We start from the raw sequence: 16,972 nt of genomic DNA, 5'->3' as shown, positions 1-16,972 counted from the left end.
GCGTGTATGCGTCTCTTGCGTTGCCCACTTCACTGACCGAGCTCCAGGCGGTGCTCAAGACTTCTTCAGGAACCGGAGGGCTTCTCGGTTGATTCGCTTCAACTCGGCGACCTGCTCATCAGTTGGCGGTCCGTCAACCAGGAAGATTCCTCGCCTTGCGAGTGGAAGCTCCAGCTCGATGGCCGTTTTGAGTTGTGCGAACAGATCTGGGTCCTCGGGAAACAGTTCCCGTGCCTCGCGCTCCACTGTTGGGTCCTGGGAGAGCGCTTCAAGCTTCTTGGCGTCATGTCCCGCTTCGGCGCGAATTGCGTCAATCTTCGCGAAAAACCACCTTGAGCTGGCTCGCGTCTTCATCTGGCACTCCTCTTGAATTGTCTCTCAAGCGCGGAAAGGATGTCGCTGAAAAGGGCTTCAATCTGCGGCAGACTGCGAAAAGATTCGCAACGTCGCATCTGCCAATAAAAAGTCGCATGAGCCTCGCGGCGCCTGTCCGCTAGTGGGTCAGCGCCTCCAAGGTCAGGCGTGAACAGCTCTTGCTCCTCAAGGTCTCTCAATTCATGGTTCGCACAGTGGAGGAGGAGTCGCGCCGTGAGACATTCCCTGGGGGTTCGTGGGAGGTTACGTCGAGTTTCCTCCTGGCCAGAACTCTTGGAGGCGCGCAAGACTCGCTGACGACAGCTCAGCAGTTCAGGGGCGCCAGGACTCGGTCGAGCAGCCAGTAGCTCGTCAATGTCTGGCGGGGACGCCGGCGCAGGCTTCTTGACCGCTTTCGTCTCATCCGCGGCCCAGATTCCAGGCTCCCTTGTCGGAGGAAGCACCCGCGTGTTCGGCGAGCGGTCGATGGGCGCGATTTGCTCGCCCGGCTGGCCCATCATGGGTGCCCCCGCTCCCGCGGGGACGTACCGGGGAACAGGCACTGGGATGGACGGAGCTGGAGGTGGAGCTGGCGCCACTGCCTGGGCGTGAACCGCCGTGGCGACCAGCACGCCGAGCCCCATCACACGGAAGGTCATTCCGAAAACTCCTACTTGAAACGTCATGCCCCGTGCTTCTACCCTCGTTTTCATCGCCCAGGCAAGGTCACCCCGGGGCGGCAAGGGCGTCGACGTGGTAGTTCCTGGAGGCTACAAGTACGAGATGCTCTCCGGAACGGAGTCGAACCTGGCGCGGCATGGTCGGCGCATGGCGGGCGAGTTCTTCCGGATGCTCACCTTCTGAAAGGGGCGGGGATGGATTCGCTCGGGAACATCGTCTTCAAGGATCGGGAAATTGAAAACGAGCGGTTGGAGCTGACGGATACGAAAGCCAACTACATCCTCGGCCCTAGCCTGACGATGAGGAACTGTACCCTCGTGCTGAAGGTGTCCGCCCAGCGCCTGAGCCTCAAGCTGCCCCGTTTCATCGACTGCACCTTCGAGGTGAAGCAGGAGTTGAAGAACTACCAGAGCTGGGTGGCAGCATCCCTGAAGGGCTGCCGCTTCAAGGGGCGGCTGTCGGGGTGCGACTTTGGGTACTGGCCTGAATACATGGACCTGCCGTGGTATCAGCACGGGGCCATCGAGGACTGCGACTTCACCGAGGCCCGCCTGGATGGCTGCCGCATCATGGGCTCGGATCCTGCCGCCCTTCGTTTTCCCAAGTGGCCCTGCTTCACCATCCTGGACCCCATCAGGCGAGCCCGCGAACTCGACAGCGTCCAGTGGCCGGGGGGTTTTCGCCCCATCATCGTGGAGGGGCAGTACAGGGATCCTCCCTGCACAAGGGCCGTAACGCTCTACGCTCCGTTCCTCGCCAAGCGCCGCGAGACGACCGAGGAAGCATTCAGAGCGGTCATTGAGCAGTTCGACTTCATCGTCTACTGACGGGACCGTGCGGCGTGTATACGTCTCTTGCGATGCCCACCTCGCCGGTCTAGCTTCGGTCAGATGAAAAGTACGAATTACGACTTGGTCCTCGGGACAATGGTCCTCCTGGGGGTGCTCGTATCGGTCTGTTGGCAGTATCATGAGCCCTGCGCGGGTTCCTCACTTGTTGCTTCGTGCCGCAGCCGACGCGCTTAGATTCATCTGGGCGAATGGCCTGTCATATGAATTCATGGACTATCGGGAGAGCCTCGAGTTCGAGTCGCCGCCCCCGGTGGTTGCCGCTTTCAAGACGCGGGAGGATGCGGATTCCTGGCTGGCCAGCAATCCCAAGCCGCCGGCCATGGCTTATGTCCTGATCTCGGGCGAATATCATGTGGTGGCGTATCGTCGCGAGAACGATTGGCGCACCTTCCTCCCGCATCCAACCCTTGAGTTTTATCTTGAGGAGATGACGAAAGACGGCCTCCCTCCGGTAGTGGCCACATTCAACACCCGTGAGGAGGCAGACGCTTGGTTTGCAGGTCAGTCCGAGCCGTCAGCGCAGACCGTCATTCAGATCGGGGGCGAGCACTATCTGGCGGTGTACTATCGAAACATCAATCACCGCGCCATCTTCCCCTTGTCTATCGCCAAGAGGCTAAATAGAAGCGGCGGCCCAGCAACACGCGCTCGGTTGCCGGGTGGTTTGAAACGAAGAGGACCTCCTCGCTCGGTGACGAGGAGGCCCCCTTCTCGATGGTGGGGTCGGACTAGGGAATCTCGATTCCCCTGATGCTGAGTTTCTTCCCCGAGGCATCCCGTAGGAGCAGATCGCATTCTAAAGATGTCCAGGCGGATGGAGCTTCCATCTCGATGATCATCATGAACGCCACGTTCACCTCGGGCATCGCTTGCTGCCAGGAATAGACAATCGGCCAATCCCCGTGGGGGAGGAGCCGTGCTTCTATACCAATCTTGGTCCAGGGGATCGAACCCGAGTTCACCAGCCAGAGTTCAATGGCTATACGGTACTTGGAGCGATAGCTGACCCCCCTGTCGACGCGGAGTTCGTTGCCCTCTTGTCCAATCAGTGACTTCTTGAAAGTCCGGGCACGGACGCCCTCTCGAGTCATGGAGTGGCTGTAGATCAGCCAATGCAACTGGCGGGGATCCGCGTACTTCTGACGAAGTTGCTCGAGTTCGAGCCGCAATCGGGCCAGCTCTTGCTGGCTGCGTTGCCTCTCCACACGTTCCTGCTCCAATTCGCGTTCGAAGGATTCGCGAGTTCGCGTATCGCGGAACACCTCGACTTGTCGGGTGGACTGGTCAGGAGACGCCACCAGGAACAGCGTGAGGGCGTCCTCCTGGTGGTTTCCATCCACGTAGCGAGCCGACAAGCGAAGCCGTTCGCCAGGAGCCATGTCCTTGGGGGGCATGACATGGATGCTCGTGCGACCGCGAGAGACCTCTTCGAAGCGGAACTCTTCTTGCAGCTCCACCGAGACGGGTACATCGAAGACAACTCCTGTCATGTGTCCAGGGCTGACGCAGATCTCGTGGGGAGCAAGGGCTGTTCTCGTTCGTTCGATACGCTGAATCTCTTCACAGTCCATGTGCCCAGGAGGGGCGGGGTTCTGTGTCAAGGAGAGGGTCAGCATGAGCGGCAGGGCGGTCGCGAGCACGGGTCAGGCTCTCCCATCACCGGCTGGGAATCGGACGGAATTCAGGCATGGTCCTGAGCAGCGCGGAGGGAGAGATCTTGGGGTTGCCGCGCGTCCCTCCGTATATCTCCACACCGGGTTCATCCAGGCCGCCATCGTCCATCTCCATGCAAATCGGCATGGGTTTTTCGCCCGGGAGAGTGACCTCGGTGAATCGACCATAGACACGGTTCTCCCGGGTATAGATTTGCCCCTTGAAGATCGTGCGCTTGGGGATCAACTCCTGCGTATTCCAGGGCACGTTGCTGATTGGGAGGGGAAGGATTTTGGGTTCGGCGACGACCGGACCGGACTTCACGGAAATGAATGAAGTGAAGTCTTTCCCTCTCAAGTAGGTCATCAACCACACCTTGACATCCTCGGTCGGACCGAGGCCCAGGCGCTCACGGGTCTTCTCGCTGCCAGCGGGGCAGGGTTCGGCGGGCAGCGGAGGGGCAGGCTTCGGCGTGCTCACGCACGCGGGAGCCGTGCAGATGGCGGCAGTGGCCGCGGCGGTGGCCATCAGACGACGGTTCTTCGGAGAGGGACGCATGGGTATTTCCGCAGGGTTCGTCGCGTGGGCGACGAGCGCGGGGGGTGGTGACTTCTGAAGTCCCGCGCTGGACACAACTTCTCCCGTCATGTCGACCTTCGCCATTTCATGGCGAGAAACAACCAGGGATGTTGGGAACAGCACGGTGGACTCTTGAAGTGGGGTCGCGGGAGCGAGGAACAGGGCCGCCAGCGCGCTCAACGCGAGGGCCACGGGCCACCGCCGCGGCTCGGGCGCCAGGGGGGACTCGGGCTCCGGCATGAGGGGAAGACAGGGCTCCGCTGGAGGCAGCGGCTTGCGGCCTCCGTCGAATAGGGGCTCGTCCCACGCGGCATCGGCTCCGGCGAGGGCGGTCTTCAAGTCGAGCTCGAGCGCGGACGCATCGGCGGGGCGCTCCGCGGGCTCCTTCGCCAGCAGGCGCAGGCACAGCTCGCCCACCGTCGCGGGCACGCGCGGATTGCGCACGTGGGGAGGCTCGGGTGCGTCCTCGAGGATGGCTTGTGCCAGGGAGCCGTGGCGATCGCCGAAGGGCAGGGTGCGCGTGAGCAGCGCGTAGAGGGTGACGCCCAGCGCCCACAAGTCGTCCCCCGGCCGCCCCGGCGGTGGCTCTCCCTCCCACTCGCGGGCGAAGCGCACCACCTCGGGGCTGCGGTACTCGGGGGTGCCCGGCGGCAGCCGCAGGGTGAGCCGCTGCGCGCCCTCGAACCCCGCCGCGCCGAAGTCCACCAGCACCGGATGGCCGTCCTTCTGGCGCATCACGATGTTGGCTTCCTTCACGTCCCGGTGCACCACGCCCGCGGCATGCAGCAGGCCGAGCGTGGACACCAGCGGCAGCATCACCTGGGTGAGCAGCTCGGACGTGCTCGGGTTGAACTCCCGCGCCCAGGTGTCCAACGCGACGCCCTCCACCAACTCCAGGGCCAGGACGATGAAGCGCGGCTTCTCCTCGGGCCACAGGCCATAGCCGAGGAAGCCCACCACGGGCAGCTCCTGTACCCGCCGCAGCGCGTCCACCTCGCGCTCGCCCCGCGCGTCCCGGGGCACCAGCTTGATGGCGAAGCGCTTGCCGCCCCTTCGGGCCCGGTACAGCGCACCGAAGCTGCCGGCCGCCAGCCGCTCCTCGATGATGAAGCCGGCCACCTCCGCCCCGGGCAACAGGTCCAACCCGAGCGGCTCGTCCGGCACATCATCCCTCGCGATTCTCATCCCACTCTCCTCTGAGTAGCGGGCAGGCTACCAGGGAGGTGAGGGAAGCGTTGGGAGGTATGAGGTAGGGCGCGGAGCGGACGACGCCAGGGAGTACTTCTCGTGCCGGGGGCGGCGGAGCCCTCGTGCGAGGGTCCCGCCATGTGGACTGCGGACCGGGGCTCTCAGGTGCGGCGCGCGGTCTGGTGCAGCTCCAGCACGATGTTGCCGTTCTTGAAGAGCCGCACCGCGCCGGAGGTCTGGCTCACCACCAGCGCGATGCTCTTCGTCGTCGAGGTGATGCTCGCCGCCGCGGCGTGCCGCGCGCCCAGGCCGAGGGGAATCTTCACCGCCTCGTCCGACGCCGACAGGTAGCGGCCCGCGGCCAGCACCACGCCGTCCTCGCGGATGACGAACGCGCCGTCGAGCACCGAGAAGTTCTTGATGGCCTCGCGGATCTTCGGATCCAGCACGTTGCGCTCGGCCTCGGAGATGCCCTGGAAGGGGTTGATCGTCATCTGCCGGCTCTTCTCCATCACGCTCGTGTGGTCGCCGATGGTGATGATGGTGCCGATGGGGTGGCCCTCGAAGCCCTCCTGGCCGATCTGCAGCGCGAGCTGGATGAGGGCGTCCACCACCTGGGAGTTGAATTCGTCCCCGAGCTTCACTCCCTCGATGGCCAGCCGATCGTCCAGCGAGCCGCCGATGCGCATCTGCATCAGCGTGTCCGGGGGGCGGCCGAGCTTGCCCGTCATGCACAGCACCAGGTTGCCCTCGGAGAACGCTCCCTGGGACAGCGCGGACACGAGCGCCACCTTCACCCGCTCGGTGCGCGAGTAGTCGTAGGCGGGGATGACGAGCGCGCGCTGCTTGTTGGCGAGCAGCTCCTGGGCGAGTCGCGGGGTGGTGACGGCGTAGACGAGCTTGCGCTTGGCCAGCTGCCGCCGCAGATCCTCGGGCGCGATGAGCACGTCGCTGATGTAGAGGAAGTGGTCGACGTCACCCTTCCCAGCGAGCGAGAGGGCGGCTCGCAGGAACTCCCGGTCGAATTTCGAGGTTTCGCTCATAAGATGCAACCGCGCCGCTTGTTGGGGGAGGACGGGGCCTCCTTGACACCAGTCCGCGTCTGAATAAAGCTTTCCGGCCTTTTTTTCGGGGATGTTGGGCCCATGTCCCCGCCGCACGGGAGCCTAAGGCTGTGAACCAGAAAGATCTCAAGCGTTACAAGAAGATGCTCGAGGACAGCAAGACGAGCCTGCTGGAGAGCGCCAAGAAGACGCTGGTGGAGGAGGCCAGCTTCGACACCGACGATCTCCCCGATGAGATCGATCAGGCCTCTTCCGAGTACACGCAATCGATGGTGTTCCGGTTGCGTGATCGGGAAAAGTTCTTGCTGCAGAAGATCGACCGGGCACTCGGTCGTATCGAGGATGGCACCTTCGGCGTCTGCGAGCGGTGCGACGAGGAGATCTCCCCCAAGCGGTTGGAGGCGCGGCCGGTGACGACGCTGTGCATCCGCTGCAAGGAGGAGCAGGAGAAGAAAGAGAAGTCCTACGGCTGATGCCGTGACGGAGCGGGGGGCCCTTTCTGGCTGGGCCCGCCGGAATCCCCCTGCTCCGGGTGTCACGCCGCCAGTTGGATCTCCACCCGGAGCAGCTGTCGGCCGATGAGGAAGTGGTCCCCGTTCTCCACGAAGACGGGTCCGGTCAGCCGCAGGAAGGTGCCGTTGGACGAGCCCACGTCCTTGACGCGCAGCCGGTCCTGCTTCACGTGCAGGAGCGCGTGGCGTCCGGAGACGAAGCCGTCCGTGGGGAAGGTGATCTCCCCGTGCTCGCGTCCCAGGTGGTTGTCCCCTTCCTTGAGCGGGAAGGCCGCCCCGCGGATGCCCCCCTCGAGGATCTGCACCAACCGCAGCCGGTAGCCGGGATCCGCCGAGCCCCAGATGTGGGCGCCGCCGGGCCCCACGGCCGCCGCCGGAATGGGCTCGAGCACCAGGCGCTGCCGGCCCAGCCGCAGCTCGCCGCCCACGGGCAGCTCCCGCTCCTGGCGCAGGCGGGCGAACACGCCGTTGGCTCCTCCCACGTCCTCCATGGCGAGCCGGCCTCCGGAGAAGAAGAAGCGCGCCTGCACGGGCATGATGAAGGGATCGTCCACGAGCGGCAGATCCCCCTGGGGGCCACAGGTGAGGGTGTCCCGGGTCATCTTCACCACGGATTCCGGGCCCCCGTCGGCCCGCACCACCCGCAGGGAGACCTGGGGACGGAGCACGGGCTTGGTGGCGGCCATCACCATGGTTCCCGAGCGCAGGGGCGCGCTACAGGCATGGCAGGTGGTGGCGGAATCGGGATTCTCGGCGTCGCAGCGGGGACAGTGTGGCATGGCGGGCGGGTGTACATATCAAGCCGCGCGGGGGGTTGCTCGGAACGAGATCAGGGGTCCTCCATCTTGCGGGACACCCGACGCTCATGGGAAGTTCGGGGGACAACACCCGATCCTCCTGCATCCGGGAAGTCCTCCTTGCCTTGCCCCAGCTGCGGCACCGAGACCGGTGACGCCTCCAACTACTGTCCTTCCTGCGGCGCCACGCTCGCGCGTGGAGATCAGGACGAGTACATCGGCCGCACGCTCGCCCGGAAGTACAAGGTCGAGGCCCTCATTGGCGAGGGGGGCATGGGCAAGGTGTACCGTGCCCGTCAGGAGGCGCTGGACAAGCTGGTGGTGCTCAAGGTGCTGCGCCGCTCGCTGCTCAACGACGAGCGCACCGTGGCGCGCTTCAAGCGCGAGGCCAAGGCCGCCAGCCGCCTCAACCACCCCAACTCCATCAGCATCCTCGACTTCGGCCAGGCCGAGGACGGGGCGCTCTTCATCGCGATGGAGTTCGTGCCGGGGCAGGATCTGCACACCGTGCTCAGCAAGGAGGGGCCGCTGAGCGAGCCGCGCATCGCGCGCATCGTCAGCCAGGTGCTCTCCGCCCTCAACGACGCGCACGGCGCCGGCGTCATCCACCGGGACTTGAAGCCCGAGAACATCATGGTGGAGCAGCGCCGCAACGAGCCGGACTGCGTCAAGGTGCTCGACTTCGGCATCGCGAAGATCCAGGACGGCGGCAACGACGACGGACCGGCGCTCACGCGCACCGGCTTCGTGTGCGGCACCCCCGAGTACATGTCGCCCGAGCAGGCCAGGGGCGGCTCGTTGGATCACCGCTCGGACCTGTACGCGGTGGGCGTCATCCTCTACCAGCTCGTCACCGGGCGGCTGCCCTTCGAGTCCGACACCGCGGTGGGCTTCGCCACCAAGCACCTCACCGAGGAGCCGGTTCCTCCCTCGCGCCGCCGTCCGGAGGTGCGCGTGTCGCCGGGCATGGAGCGGCTCATCATGCGGGCGCTCTCCAAGAGCCCGGACGACCGGCCCCAGGACGCGGAGGCCTTCCGGGCGGAGCTGCTCGCGGTGGCCCAGGAGCGTGAGCGCCGCCACGCGCCCTCGGGCTCCACGGGCCGGCGCCCGGCGCAGGGGCTCGCGCCGCTGCCGCGCCGGGGCACGCCCCCGCCCAATACCCTGAGCACGGAGATCACCGACACGAACTGGAACGGTTCGCCCGAGCCCACCGTGAAGGCCCCGCTCGAGCGCACGCAGGCGACCGCTCCCGTGCCCCGGGCGCCGCCCGAGCGCACGCAGATCGCCCCCGCGCCCCGGCCCGAGCGCGATCGCTCCTCCACCGCGTCCGTCTCCGTGATGCGCGTGCCCGAGCGCACTCCTCCCCCGGTCTTCAACGCCCCGCTCAACGACAAGACCGAGGCGATCCTCCTCACCCTGCCGTCGCCCGAGCCCGAGTCCGAGCCGGGAGGTGGCTTCGGGGTGATCAAGGCGTTCGTGCTCACCCTGGCGCTGGGCACGCTCGCCCTGGTGGGCTACTGGCTGTACACGAGCTGGAGCGAGCAGGCGCGCGCCAAGCCCTTCAAACTGCCGACCAACGCGCCCATTCCGGGGCAGGACACCGGGGCCTACGAGCCCAAGCCCGGTGTGCCGCTGTACGAGCAGGTCATCCCGCCCCGCCGGCGCGACGAGCGCGAGGCGCTGCGGCGCAAGCAGGCGGGGTACGAGGCCTACAAGAACGGCAACCTGGATCTGGCGGCCACCGAGTACCGCAACGCCTTCGGGTTGGATCCGACGCCGGAGCTGTCGTTGATGCTCGGCGAGGTGTACTGGGCGCGGGGTATCACCGACGAGGCGCGGGGGTGGTGGCGCAGGCACCTGCGCGACGCGCCGGACTCCAAGGCGCGCGCCACGTTGCTGCTCAAGGATCCGGGCCTCGCCGAGCCCGCGACCCCGTAGCGTCCCGGCGCCCGCGAGCGGCGCGTCAGGTCATCAAATCCACCTGGACGACGTGCTGGCCCATGCGCACCCGGTCTCCCGAGCGCAGGGGCCGGTCCACGCCGGAGGGGATGCGCACGTAGGTGCCGAGGCCGCCGGACAAGTCGCGCAGCTGGGCGCCGGAGGGGGTGAAGCTCAGCTCGCAGTGCCGTCCGGCGAGCCCTTCCTCCTGGGCGTAGCAGAAGTCGCAGTTGGCCTGGCCGATGGTGAGCAGCGGGGCGGAGGTGACGACCGTGCGGCCTCCCCGGCCGCCGACGAGCACCTCTTCCACCCCATAGACGCCTTGCCCGGGAGGCACCGGGGCGCCATAGACGATGGGCCGTCCGGCGACGGGGGGCGGCGCGTCGAGCTTGCCGATGAAGCGGAAGAGCCGCTGGCCCACGCTGAAGAAGGCGTAGGGGGTGAGCGTCTCGGTGCCGGGGATGGTGACGTAGAGGCCCGAGGCACTGGCCTCGTCGCGCACGTGCAGCACGTTGTCCTTGATGAGGAAGGTGGCGTGCTGGGCGGAGACGAAGACGTCATCCGCGAAGAGGATGGCACCCCGAGTGCGACCCACCGTACAACCCGTGATGGGCAGCTTGAAGCGCTGGCCCCGGGACGAGCCGGCGACGACCGTGAGTCCGAAGCGCGAGGCGGTGGGCACGGGCCGGGCGGCGCTGACGGGCCGGGCGGCCGGGGCGCCTCCCACGGCGGGACGGGCCGGCGCGCTCACGGGCGCCCGGGGAAGGGCGCCGGGCGGGGGCCGGGCGGCGACGGGGACACCTCCGGCCCCGGCATGGGGGGGCGGCGTGCGGATGGAGGGCCGCAGACCCGGGGGGGAGTCGGAACCCGGCCTGCCCGTGGGGCGGGCGGGGGACTTCGACGCCGGGGCCGCGAGCGGGGCGCCACAGCTGGCGCACACCTCGGTCCGAGGGGGGTTGTGGCCGTCACAGTTGGGGCAGACCACGGCGAGAACGGACAGCAGCAGCTGTGACATGATCGGATCGACTCTAGAAGTGGGTGCAACGCCGGGTCAACGAAAGCGAGCGTCGGGCGAATCCCGAGAGCCCGACGTTGCCCCTCCTGGGTGCGGCAGTTAGCATTGCTGACGCCTCGATGATTCGCCTGAACGACATTCTCCAACGGGTGGCCTCCTATCACCCGGACCCCGACCTGGACATCATCAAGAAGGCTTACGTCTATTCGGCCAAGGTGCACCAGGGTCAGTTGCGCAAATCAGGTGAGCCCTACCTGATACATCCTCTGGAGGTCGCCGGGCTGCTCGCCGAGCTGAAACTCGACGAGGCCTCCATCGTCACCGGACTGCTCCACGACACCATCGAGGACACGCTCGCCACCGCCGAGGAGCTCACCGAGCTGTTCGGCCCCGAGGTCGCCCAGCTCGTCGACGGTGTGACGAAGCTGTCCAAGTTCTCCGCCTCCGCCACGCTCTCCCAGGAGGAGAAGCAGGCGGAGAACTTCCGCAAGATGATCATCGCGATGGCGCAGGACATCCGCGTCATCCTGGTGAAGCTGGCCGACCGCACCCACAACATGCGGACCCTGGACCACATGTCCGAGGAGAAGCAGCGGAGGATCGCCCAGGAGACCCTGGACATCTACGCCCCGCTGGCCAACCGCCTGGGCATCAGCTGGGTGAAGACGGAGCTGGAGGACCTGTCCTTCCGCTACCTCAAGCCCCAGGAGTACCTGGCGCTCCAGGACAAGATCGGCCGGCGCAAGAAGGAGCGCGAGAAGTACATCGACGACGTGAGCACGCTCATCACCACCAAGCTCACCGAGCGCGGGCTCAAGGGCGAGGTGAGTGGCCGCTTCAAGCACGTCTACAGCATCTACAAGAAGATGAAGTCGCAGGGGATCGAGTTCGAGCAGATCCACGACGTCATCGCCTTCCGCATCATCACCAACTCCATGCCCGCCTGCTACGAGGCGCTGGGCCTGGTGCACCAGCTGTGGAAGCCCGTGCCGGGGCGCTTCAAGGACTTCATCGCCATCCCCAAGCCCAACATGTACCAGTCGCTGCACACGACGGTCGTGGGGCCGCTGGGCGAGCGCATCGAGGTGCAGATCCGCACCCCGGACATGCACAAGGTGGCCGAGGAAGGCATCGCGGCGCACTGGGCGTACAAGGAGGGCAAGGCGCTCTCCGTCAGCAAGGACGACGAGAAGTTCGCCTGGCTGCGCCAGCTCATGGAGTGGCAGCAGGATCTCAAGGACCCGAAGGAGTTCCTCGAGACGGTGAAGGTGGACCTCTTCACCGACGAGGTCTTCGTCTTCACGCCGCGCGGAGACGTGAAGAGCCTGCCGCGCGGCGCCACGCCCGTGGACTTCGCCTACGCCATCCACTCGGACGTGGGCGGCCGGTGCGTGGGCTCCAAGGTGAACGGGAAGATCGTCCCCCTGCGCTACAAGCTCAAGAACGGGGACACGGTGGAGGTGCTCACCAGCCCCCAGGCGCACCCGTCCAAGGACTGGCTCACCTTCGTCAAGACGAGCCGTGCCCAGCAGCGCATCCGCGCCTTCATCAAGCAGCAGCAGCGCGACAAGAGCCTGCAGCTGGGCCGCGAGCTGCTCGAGCGTGAGCTCAAGCGCTTCCAGCTCAACTTCAACCGCCTGCTCAAGAACGGCGAGCTCAAGAAGGTGTGCGAGGAGCTGGGCTTCCGCGTGGAGGATGATCTGCTGGTGGCCATCGGCTACGGCAAGGTGGTGCCCAACCAGGTGCTCTCGCGCGTGGTGCCGCCGGAGAAGCTGGCCGCCTCCACGGCGGACGGCAAGAGCTCTCCCCCCGCGGAGTCCTCCTCGAGCCACGCCTCCAGCGGCGGCATGCTGGGCCTGTCCAACCGGGTCACCGACTTCGCCAAGAAGCTGGTGGGCAAGCAGAACAGCAGCGGCGTGCAGATTGGCGGCGTGGACGACGTGCTGGTGCGCTTCGGGCGCTGTTGCAACCCGGTTCCGGGAGACCCCATCGCGGGGTTCATCACCCGGGGCCGGGGCGTCACGGTGCACACGGTGGGCTGCGACAAGGCCCTGGCCACGGATCCCGAGCGGCGCGTCGACGTGTCCTGGGATGTACGCGGCGACTTCAAGCGTCCGGTCACCCTGCGAGTGCTCACCACCGAGCGCACGGGCATGCTGGCGGACATCTCCAACACCTTCTCCAAGAAGGGCGTCAACATCTCCCAGGCCAACTGCCGTGCCACCGGGGATGAGCGCGCGGTGAACACCTTCGAGGTCACCATCACCGACCTCAAGCAGCTCACCGACCTCATGCGCACCATCGAGCGCCTGCCGGGCGTCTACTCCGTCGAGCGCATCTGACGTCTTCTCCGCATCCGCCCCGTCGCCGCGCCATCCAGGGGATTGGCCGGCCGGCGGGCGGGTGGTAGAGCCCGCCCCGGACGCGCGCGGCCACTCCTGGCCGCCTCTCGCTCCCGAGGTGACGACATGGCTCGCAAGACGGTGCACTCCGACAACGCGCCCAAGGCGATTGGCCCCTACTCCCAGGCGGTGCAGGTGGACGCCGGGAAGATGACCTTCCTGTCCGGACAGATTCCCCTGGACCCGAAGACGATGGAGCTGGTGCCGGGCGACGTGGTCGCGCAGGCCGAGCAGGTGATGAAGAACCTGGGCGCGGTGCTCCAGGCCGCCGGTCTGGACTTCTCCCACGTGGTGCGCTGCACCATCTTCCTCACCGACCTGGGGGACTTCGCCCGGGTGAACGAGGTGTATGGCCGCTCCTTCCCCGGCGCGCCTCCGGCCCGCGTCACCGTGCAGGTGTCCGCGCTGCCCCGCGGCTCCAAGGTGGAGATCGACGCCATCGCCGTGTCCTGAAGCCTCCCCTCCGGCGCTCCCCGCAAGCACGAAGGCCGCCGGCCCCCGAGAAAGCAGGGGGGCCAGCGGCCTTCTGACTTCAGCGCACGGAAGCGGACTACTTCTGGTCCGCGGCGACCGTGCCCTTCTTCTTCAGCTCCTCGTCGATGACGCGCTTGAAGGCATCGATGGGCTGGGCGCCCACGAGCGAGCGGCCGTTGATGAAGAAGCTCGGGGTGCCGGTGACGCCCACGCGGCCCGCCTCGGCCATGTCGGCGGTGACCTGGGCGGTGAACTTGCCCGAGTCGAGCGCGGCCTTGAACTTGTTCACGTCGAGCCCCACTTCCTGGGCGTACTTCTCGAGCGAGGCGCGATCCAGCGCGCGCTGATTGGCGAAGAGCTTGTCGTGGTACTCCCAGAACTTGCCCTGCTCGTGCGCGGCCATGGCGGCCTCGGCGGCCGGCTTGGCGTTGGGGTGGAAGGGCAGCGGCTGGTGACGGAACACCACGCGCACGTCCTTGGAGTACGTCTCCTTGATCTGCTTGAGCGTGGGGCCCACGCGGCCGCAGAAGGGGCACTCGAAGTCCGACCACTCGACGATCGTCACCTTGGCGTCCTTGGGGCCGAAGGACGGGGCGTCATCGGGCACGTCCACCTTGCGGTAGGCCTGCGCGGGAGCCTCGGGCTGCGAGGGGTTGTTGCGCGGCGCCGACTCCACGCCCTTCTCGAGGATGGCGGCATACACCTTGTTCGCCGGGGTGCCCGAGCGCACCAGGGCCTCGGCCTTGCCCAGCTCCTCGTCGATGATGGTCTTGAAGTTGCCGATCGGCTGGGCGCCCGAGAGGAAGCGGCCGTTGATGAAGAAGGCCGGGGTGCCATTGGCGCCGAGCTTGCCGGCCAGGGCCTGGTCGCGGTCGATGATGGCGGAGAACTTGGGGTTGCTCAGGTCCGCCTTCCAGCGGTTGAGGTCCAGGCCCACGTCCTCGGCGTAGCCCTCCAGGTCCTTGTCCTCGAGCGCCTTGGCGTTGGCGAAGAGCTTCTCGTGGTACTCCCAGTACTTGCCCTGCTCACCGGCGGCGAGCGCGGCCACGGCGGCCGGCTTGGCGCGCGGGTGGAAGGACAGCGGGTTCTGCTTCATCACCACGCGCAGCTTGCTGCCGTAGTCCTTCTGCAGCTGCTCCACCGTGGCGTTGGCGCGCGAGCAGAACGGGCACTGGTAGTCGGAGAACTCGACGAGCGTGACGAGCGCGTCCGCGCCGCCCTTGGTGGGCGAGTCGTCGATGGGCACCTTGAAGATGGTGGCATCGGCGGGCTTGCCACTGGGCGCGGCCGCGTTGGCGGCCACCGTGGGCTTGTTGCTTCCCGCGGAATCCTTCGAGGAGCCGGTGAAGGCCCGGCCGCCCACGAAGCCCAGCAACAGGCCCACGAGGAGGGCAACGATCACATTGGGTTTCATAAGTCTGTTCTGCTCCTAGGTACGTCGTCGGTCCAACTGCGGTCCCGGGCACATGCGGTCCATCAGCAGGGCGCGGGGTGATAACAGAGCCCGTTGCGGGCACGCAAGGCGAGGCGGGCCCTTCCGGCCCGGGTTGATGACGCCTTCAGGTCCCCGGAAACACAAAGGTTTTCGTGGGAAATTCCCCCGGTGCCCCCCCGCCGAGGGGCCTACACCGAGGCCCTGCGGCCAGACGTGCACACGGCGGGTGGGTGAGGGGTGGGGCGGCATCTCCCGGTGAGTGACTGGAACCGCCCTGGAGTTTCAACCGGGATTTTCCGGGGGATTCTTTCCCGCCCGGGACTCAGGTGAGCTGGAGGACGCGCTCCTCGAGCCGCTGGCCCCGCGACACGCCCAGGATGAGCACGCCGCTCTGGAGCAGGTGGCCCACGACGCGGCTGATGACCTCCTCCGGTTGATGCGCCTGGCCATCGAAGCGCACGTGCAGCACCCGCTCGCCCTCCAGGCGCGCGGCGGTGACGCCGGGGAGCGCCTCCACCTCGGGCAGGAGGACGGTGCCCCGGGCCACCTGGACGCGGAACTCGGCTCCCTGGCTCGTCAGGTCGGCGATCGAGCCGGCCTGCACCAGCCGGCCCCGATCGAGGATGGCCGCCGCGTCACACAACTGCTCCAACTCCTGGAGGTTGTGGCTGGAGACCACCACCGTGCGCTGGCCGCGCATGTCGAGGATGACCTGCCGCACCTGATGGGCGATGCGCGGGTCCATTCCGGCGGTGGGCTCGTCGAGCAGCACGAGCGGCGGACGTCCCATGAGCGCCTGGGCCAGGGCCACGCGCTTGCCCATGCCGTGGGACAAGGCGCTCGTCTCCACGCCCCATGCCTCCATCAGGCCGACCTTCTCCAGGGACTCACGCGCCTCGCGCTCGGGCGCCTCCAGGCCGCTCAGCCGGGCCCAGTACATGAGCAGCGGCCCCACCTTCCATCCCCCGGGCAGCACCGCGTCCTGCGGCAGCACGCCGAGCTTGCCCTTGAGAGCGCCCTCGGCGCTGGGGATGACACCCATCACCCGCACCTGGCCCTGGGTGGGCCGCAGGTAGCCGCACATCATGGAGAAGGTGGTCGTCTTGCCGGCGCCGTTGGGTCCGATGAGGCCGTACACCTGGCCGCTCTCGATGCGCAGGCTCACCCGCTCCACCGCGAGCTTGGGGCCGAAGCGCCGCGACACGTCCACGAGTTCGATGGCGGGCTCGCTCACAGGTCCCTCGTGCGCAGCGCCGTGAGGGCGGAACCGAGAAACAGCAGCGTGAAGACGGCATAGGCCGCCACGCTGACCGCCGCCGTGCGCAACGCCGGATCCAGCAGATCCAACGAGTACTTCAACGGCGAGAGGAAGCGCAGGTAGCGCATGGGATTGCCCTCGTCGGCCAGGGCCGTCATCCACAGCACCGCCGAGAACATGAGGACGGCGAGGTTGAGGATGAGGCTCACGGGGGGGCTCGTCGTGACACAGGAGCAGAGCGAGGTGAGCGACAGGAAGGCGAAGGAGAAGACCGCGGAGGCCAGCCAGAAGCGCAAGAGGTTCTCGCCGAAGTCCGCCAGGCCGAAGCCCGGCGTGCTGACCCAGGCGTACACGCACAGCCCCAGGTCGAGCGCGAACACGAGACTCAGCAGCACCGTGGCCTGCGCCAGCAGCTTGCCCCAGAGCACCGACGAGCGGCGCGCGCGCACCGTGAGGTAGCGGATGGAGCGCGGGCCCACCTCGCCGCTCACCTGATCGAACCCCATCAACGCCACGTAGAGCGGCAGGAAGAAGAGGCTGAAGAAGAAGACCACCACGACCGCCAGGGGGATGCCCTCGCTCGGCACGGTCATCATCCCCGACTGCGTCATCTGCTGGACGAACGAGCGCAGGAACGCCGCCACCACGAAGACCAGCAGGGAGAAGAGGCTGTAGAGCCCGAGCAGCGCCAGCACGCGCGTGCTGCGCAGGGTGCGCTGGCACTCGGCGCTCCAGATGACCGCGGTTTCTTTCAGTCCGTTCAAGGCCGCC

Annotated in this window: 16 protein-coding genes; 7 read left to right on the top strand and 9 right to left on the bottom strand. The window is 67.0% G+C overall.

What is annotated here, in order from left to right:
• Positions 1–54 precede the first annotated feature (54 nt).
• Positions 55–354, bottom strand: a complete 300-nt coding sequence (locus D187_RS16055) for a hypothetical protein (protein ID WP_043430027.1) — start codon at positions 352–354, stop codon at positions 55–57.
• Positions 355–1,038: 684 nt separating this feature from the next.
• On the opposite strand from D187_RS16055, the gene D187_RS52365 reads away from it, so the two are divergent.
• From D187_RS52365 to D187_RS53910, 3 genes are all read left to right on the top strand, one after another.
• A complete protein-coding gene (locus D187_RS52365; protein WP_002629275.1) occupies positions 1,039–1,218 on the top strand; it encodes a hypothetical protein in 180 nt (59 codons plus the stop codon).
• 11 nt (positions 1,219–1,229) lie between these two features.
• Positions 1,230–1,862: a pentapeptide repeat-containing protein gene (locus D187_RS49965; RefSeq protein ID WP_002629274.1), complete on the top strand. Its 633-nt coding sequence runs from the start codon at positions 1,230–1,232 to the stop codon at positions 1,860–1,862.
• 142 nt (positions 1,863–2,004) lie between these two features.
• Positions 2,005–2,637, top strand: a complete 633-nt coding sequence (locus D187_RS53910) for a head protein (RefSeq protein WP_211241530.1) — start codon at positions 2,005–2,007, stop codon at positions 2,635–2,637.
• Here D187_RS53910 and D187_RS16045 read toward each other — a convergent pair.
• The 3 genes from D187_RS16045 to D187_RS16035 form a co-directional block, all read right to left on the bottom strand.
• Positions 2,615–3,526, bottom strand: coding sequence for a DUF2381 family protein (locus D187_RS16045; protein WP_043430026.1), 912 nt, complete (start codon positions 3,524–3,526; stop codon positions 2,615–2,617). The genes D187_RS53910 and D187_RS16045 overlap by 23 nt on opposite strands.
• 16 nt (positions 3,527–3,542) lie before the next feature.
• Positions 3,543–5,303, bottom strand: a complete 1,761-nt coding sequence (locus tag D187_RS16040; protein WP_002629272.1) for a serine/threonine protein kinase — start codon at positions 5,301–5,303, stop codon at positions 3,543–3,545.
• A gap of 164 nt (positions 5,304–5,467) precedes the next feature.
• Positions 5,468–6,349: a DNA integrity scanning protein DisA nucleotide-binding domain protein gene (locus tag D187_RS16035; RefSeq protein ID WP_002629271.1), complete on the bottom strand. Its 882-nt coding sequence runs from the start codon at positions 6,347–6,349 to the stop codon at positions 5,468–5,470.
• 131 nt (positions 6,350–6,480) lie between these two features.
• Here D187_RS16035 and D187_RS16030 point away from each other — a divergent pair, with 131 nt between their 5' ends.
• Entirely contained in the window at positions 6,481–6,843 is a 363-nt protein-coding gene (locus tag D187_RS16030) for a TraR/DksA family transcriptional regulator (RefSeq protein WP_002629270.1), read from the top strand.
• 62 nt (positions 6,844–6,905) lie between these two features.
• On the opposite strand, the gene D187_RS16025 is transcribed toward D187_RS16030, so the two are convergent.
• Positions 6,906–7,661 carry an FHA domain-containing protein gene (locus tag D187_RS16025; RefSeq protein ID WP_043430024.1) on the bottom strand — a complete coding sequence of 252 codons (756 nt, stop codon included), beginning with the start codon at positions 7,659–7,661 and terminating at the stop codon, positions 6,906–6,908.
• A 138-nt stretch (positions 7,662–7,799) separates the two neighbouring features.
• Here D187_RS16025 and D187_RS16020 point away from each other — a divergent pair, with 138 nt between their 5' ends.
• Positions 7,800–9,617, top strand: a complete 1,818-nt coding sequence (locus D187_RS16020; protein ID WP_002629268.1) for a serine/threonine-protein kinase — start codon at positions 7,800–7,802, stop codon at positions 9,615–9,617.
• A 25-nt stretch (positions 9,618–9,642) separates the two neighbouring features.
• On the opposite strand, the gene D187_RS16015 is transcribed toward D187_RS16020, so the two are convergent.
• Entirely contained in the window at positions 9,643–10,632 is a 990-nt protein-coding gene (locus D187_RS16015; RefSeq protein ID WP_043430023.1) for an FHA domain-containing protein, read from the bottom strand.
• Between the two features lie 119 nt (positions 10,633–10,751).
• On the opposite strand from D187_RS16015, the gene D187_RS16010 reads away from it, so the two are divergent.
• Both D187_RS16010 and D187_RS16005 read left to right on the top strand, forming a co-directional pair.
• Positions 10,752–12,974 (top strand): RelA/SpoT family protein, encoded by a 2,223-nt coding sequence (locus tag D187_RS16010; protein ID WP_002632604.1) that lies wholly within the window; start codon positions 10,752–10,754, stop codon positions 12,972–12,974.
• A 126-nt stretch (positions 12,975–13,100) separates the two neighbouring features.
• Positions 13,101–13,487: a RidA family protein gene (locus D187_RS16005; protein ID WP_002632605.1), complete on the top strand. Its 387-nt coding sequence runs from the start codon at positions 13,101–13,103 to the stop codon at positions 13,485–13,487.
• 97 nt (positions 13,488–13,584) lie between these two features.
• On the opposite strand, the gene D187_RS16000 is transcribed toward D187_RS16005, so the two are convergent.
• From D187_RS16000 to D187_RS15990, 3 genes are all read right to left on the bottom strand, one after another.
• Complete coding sequence (locus D187_RS16000; RefSeq protein ID WP_020918068.1) at positions 13,585–14,922, bottom strand: DsbA family protein; 1,338 nt, start codon at positions 14,920–14,922, stop codon at positions 13,585–13,587.
• Between the two features lie 343 nt (positions 14,923–15,265).
• Entirely contained in the window at positions 15,266–16,177 is a 912-nt protein-coding gene (locus D187_RS15995) for an ABC transporter ATP-binding protein (protein WP_002632607.1), read from the bottom strand.
• On the bottom strand, positions 16,174–16,965 hold the full coding sequence (locus D187_RS15990; protein WP_002632608.1) for an ABC transporter permease: 792 nt from the start codon (positions 16,963–16,965) through the stop codon (positions 16,174–16,176). The genes D187_RS15995 and D187_RS15990 overlap by 4 nt, the downstream gene beginning before the upstream one ends.
• Positions 16,966–16,972 lie beyond the last annotated feature (7 nt).

Source organism: Cystobacter fuscus DSM 2262 (genome assembly GCF_000335475.2).
In the GTDB taxonomy this organism is placed as follows: domain Bacteria; phylum Myxococcota; class Myxococcia; order Myxococcales; family Myxococcaceae; genus Cystobacter; species Cystobacter fuscus.
Note: the sequence above shows the minus strand (reverse complement) of the source record. Positions and strands in the feature narration are given on the sequence as shown.

Coding starts and splice junctions, on each gene's coding strand:
- D187_RS16055 (WP_043430027.1), bottom strand. CDS start 354: ATGAAGACGCGAGCCAGCTCAAGGTGGTTTTTCGCGAAGATTGACGCA.
- D187_RS52365 (WP_002629275.1), top strand. CDS start 1,039: ATGCCCCGTGCTTCTACCCTCGTTTTCATCGCCCAGGCAAGGTCACCC.
- D187_RS49965 (WP_002629274.1), top strand. CDS start 1,230: ATGGATTCGCTCGGGAACATCGTCTTCAAGGATCGGGAAATTGAAAAC.
- D187_RS53910 (WP_211241530.1), top strand. CDS start 2,005: ATGAGCCCTGCGCGGGTTCCTCACTTGTTGCTTCGTGCCGCAGCCGAC.
- D187_RS16040 (WP_002629272.1), bottom strand. CDS start 5,303: ATGAGAATCGCGAGGGATGATGTGCCGGACGAGCCGCTCGGGTTGGAC.
- D187_RS16035 (WP_002629271.1), bottom strand. CDS start 6,349: ATGAGCGAAACCTCGAAATTCGACCGGGAGTTCCTGCGAGCCGCCCTC.
- D187_RS16025 (WP_043430024.1), bottom strand. CDS start 7,661: ATGCCACACTGTCCCCGCTGCGACGCCGAGAATCCCGATTCCGCCACC.
- D187_RS16015 (WP_043430023.1), bottom strand. CDS start 10,632: ATGTCACAGCTGCTGCTGTCCGTTCTCGCCGTGGTCTGCCCCAACTGT.
- D187_RS16010 (WP_002632604.1), top strand. CDS start 10,752: ATGATTCGCCTGAACGACATTCTCCAACGGGTGGCCTCCTATCACCCG.
- D187_RS16005 (WP_002632605.1), top strand. CDS start 13,101: ATGGCTCGCAAGACGGTGCACTCCGACAACGCGCCCAAGGCGATTGGC.
- D187_RS16000 (WP_020918068.1), bottom strand. CDS start 14,922: ATGAAACCCAATGTGATCGTTGCCCTCCTCGTGGGCCTGTTGCTGGGC.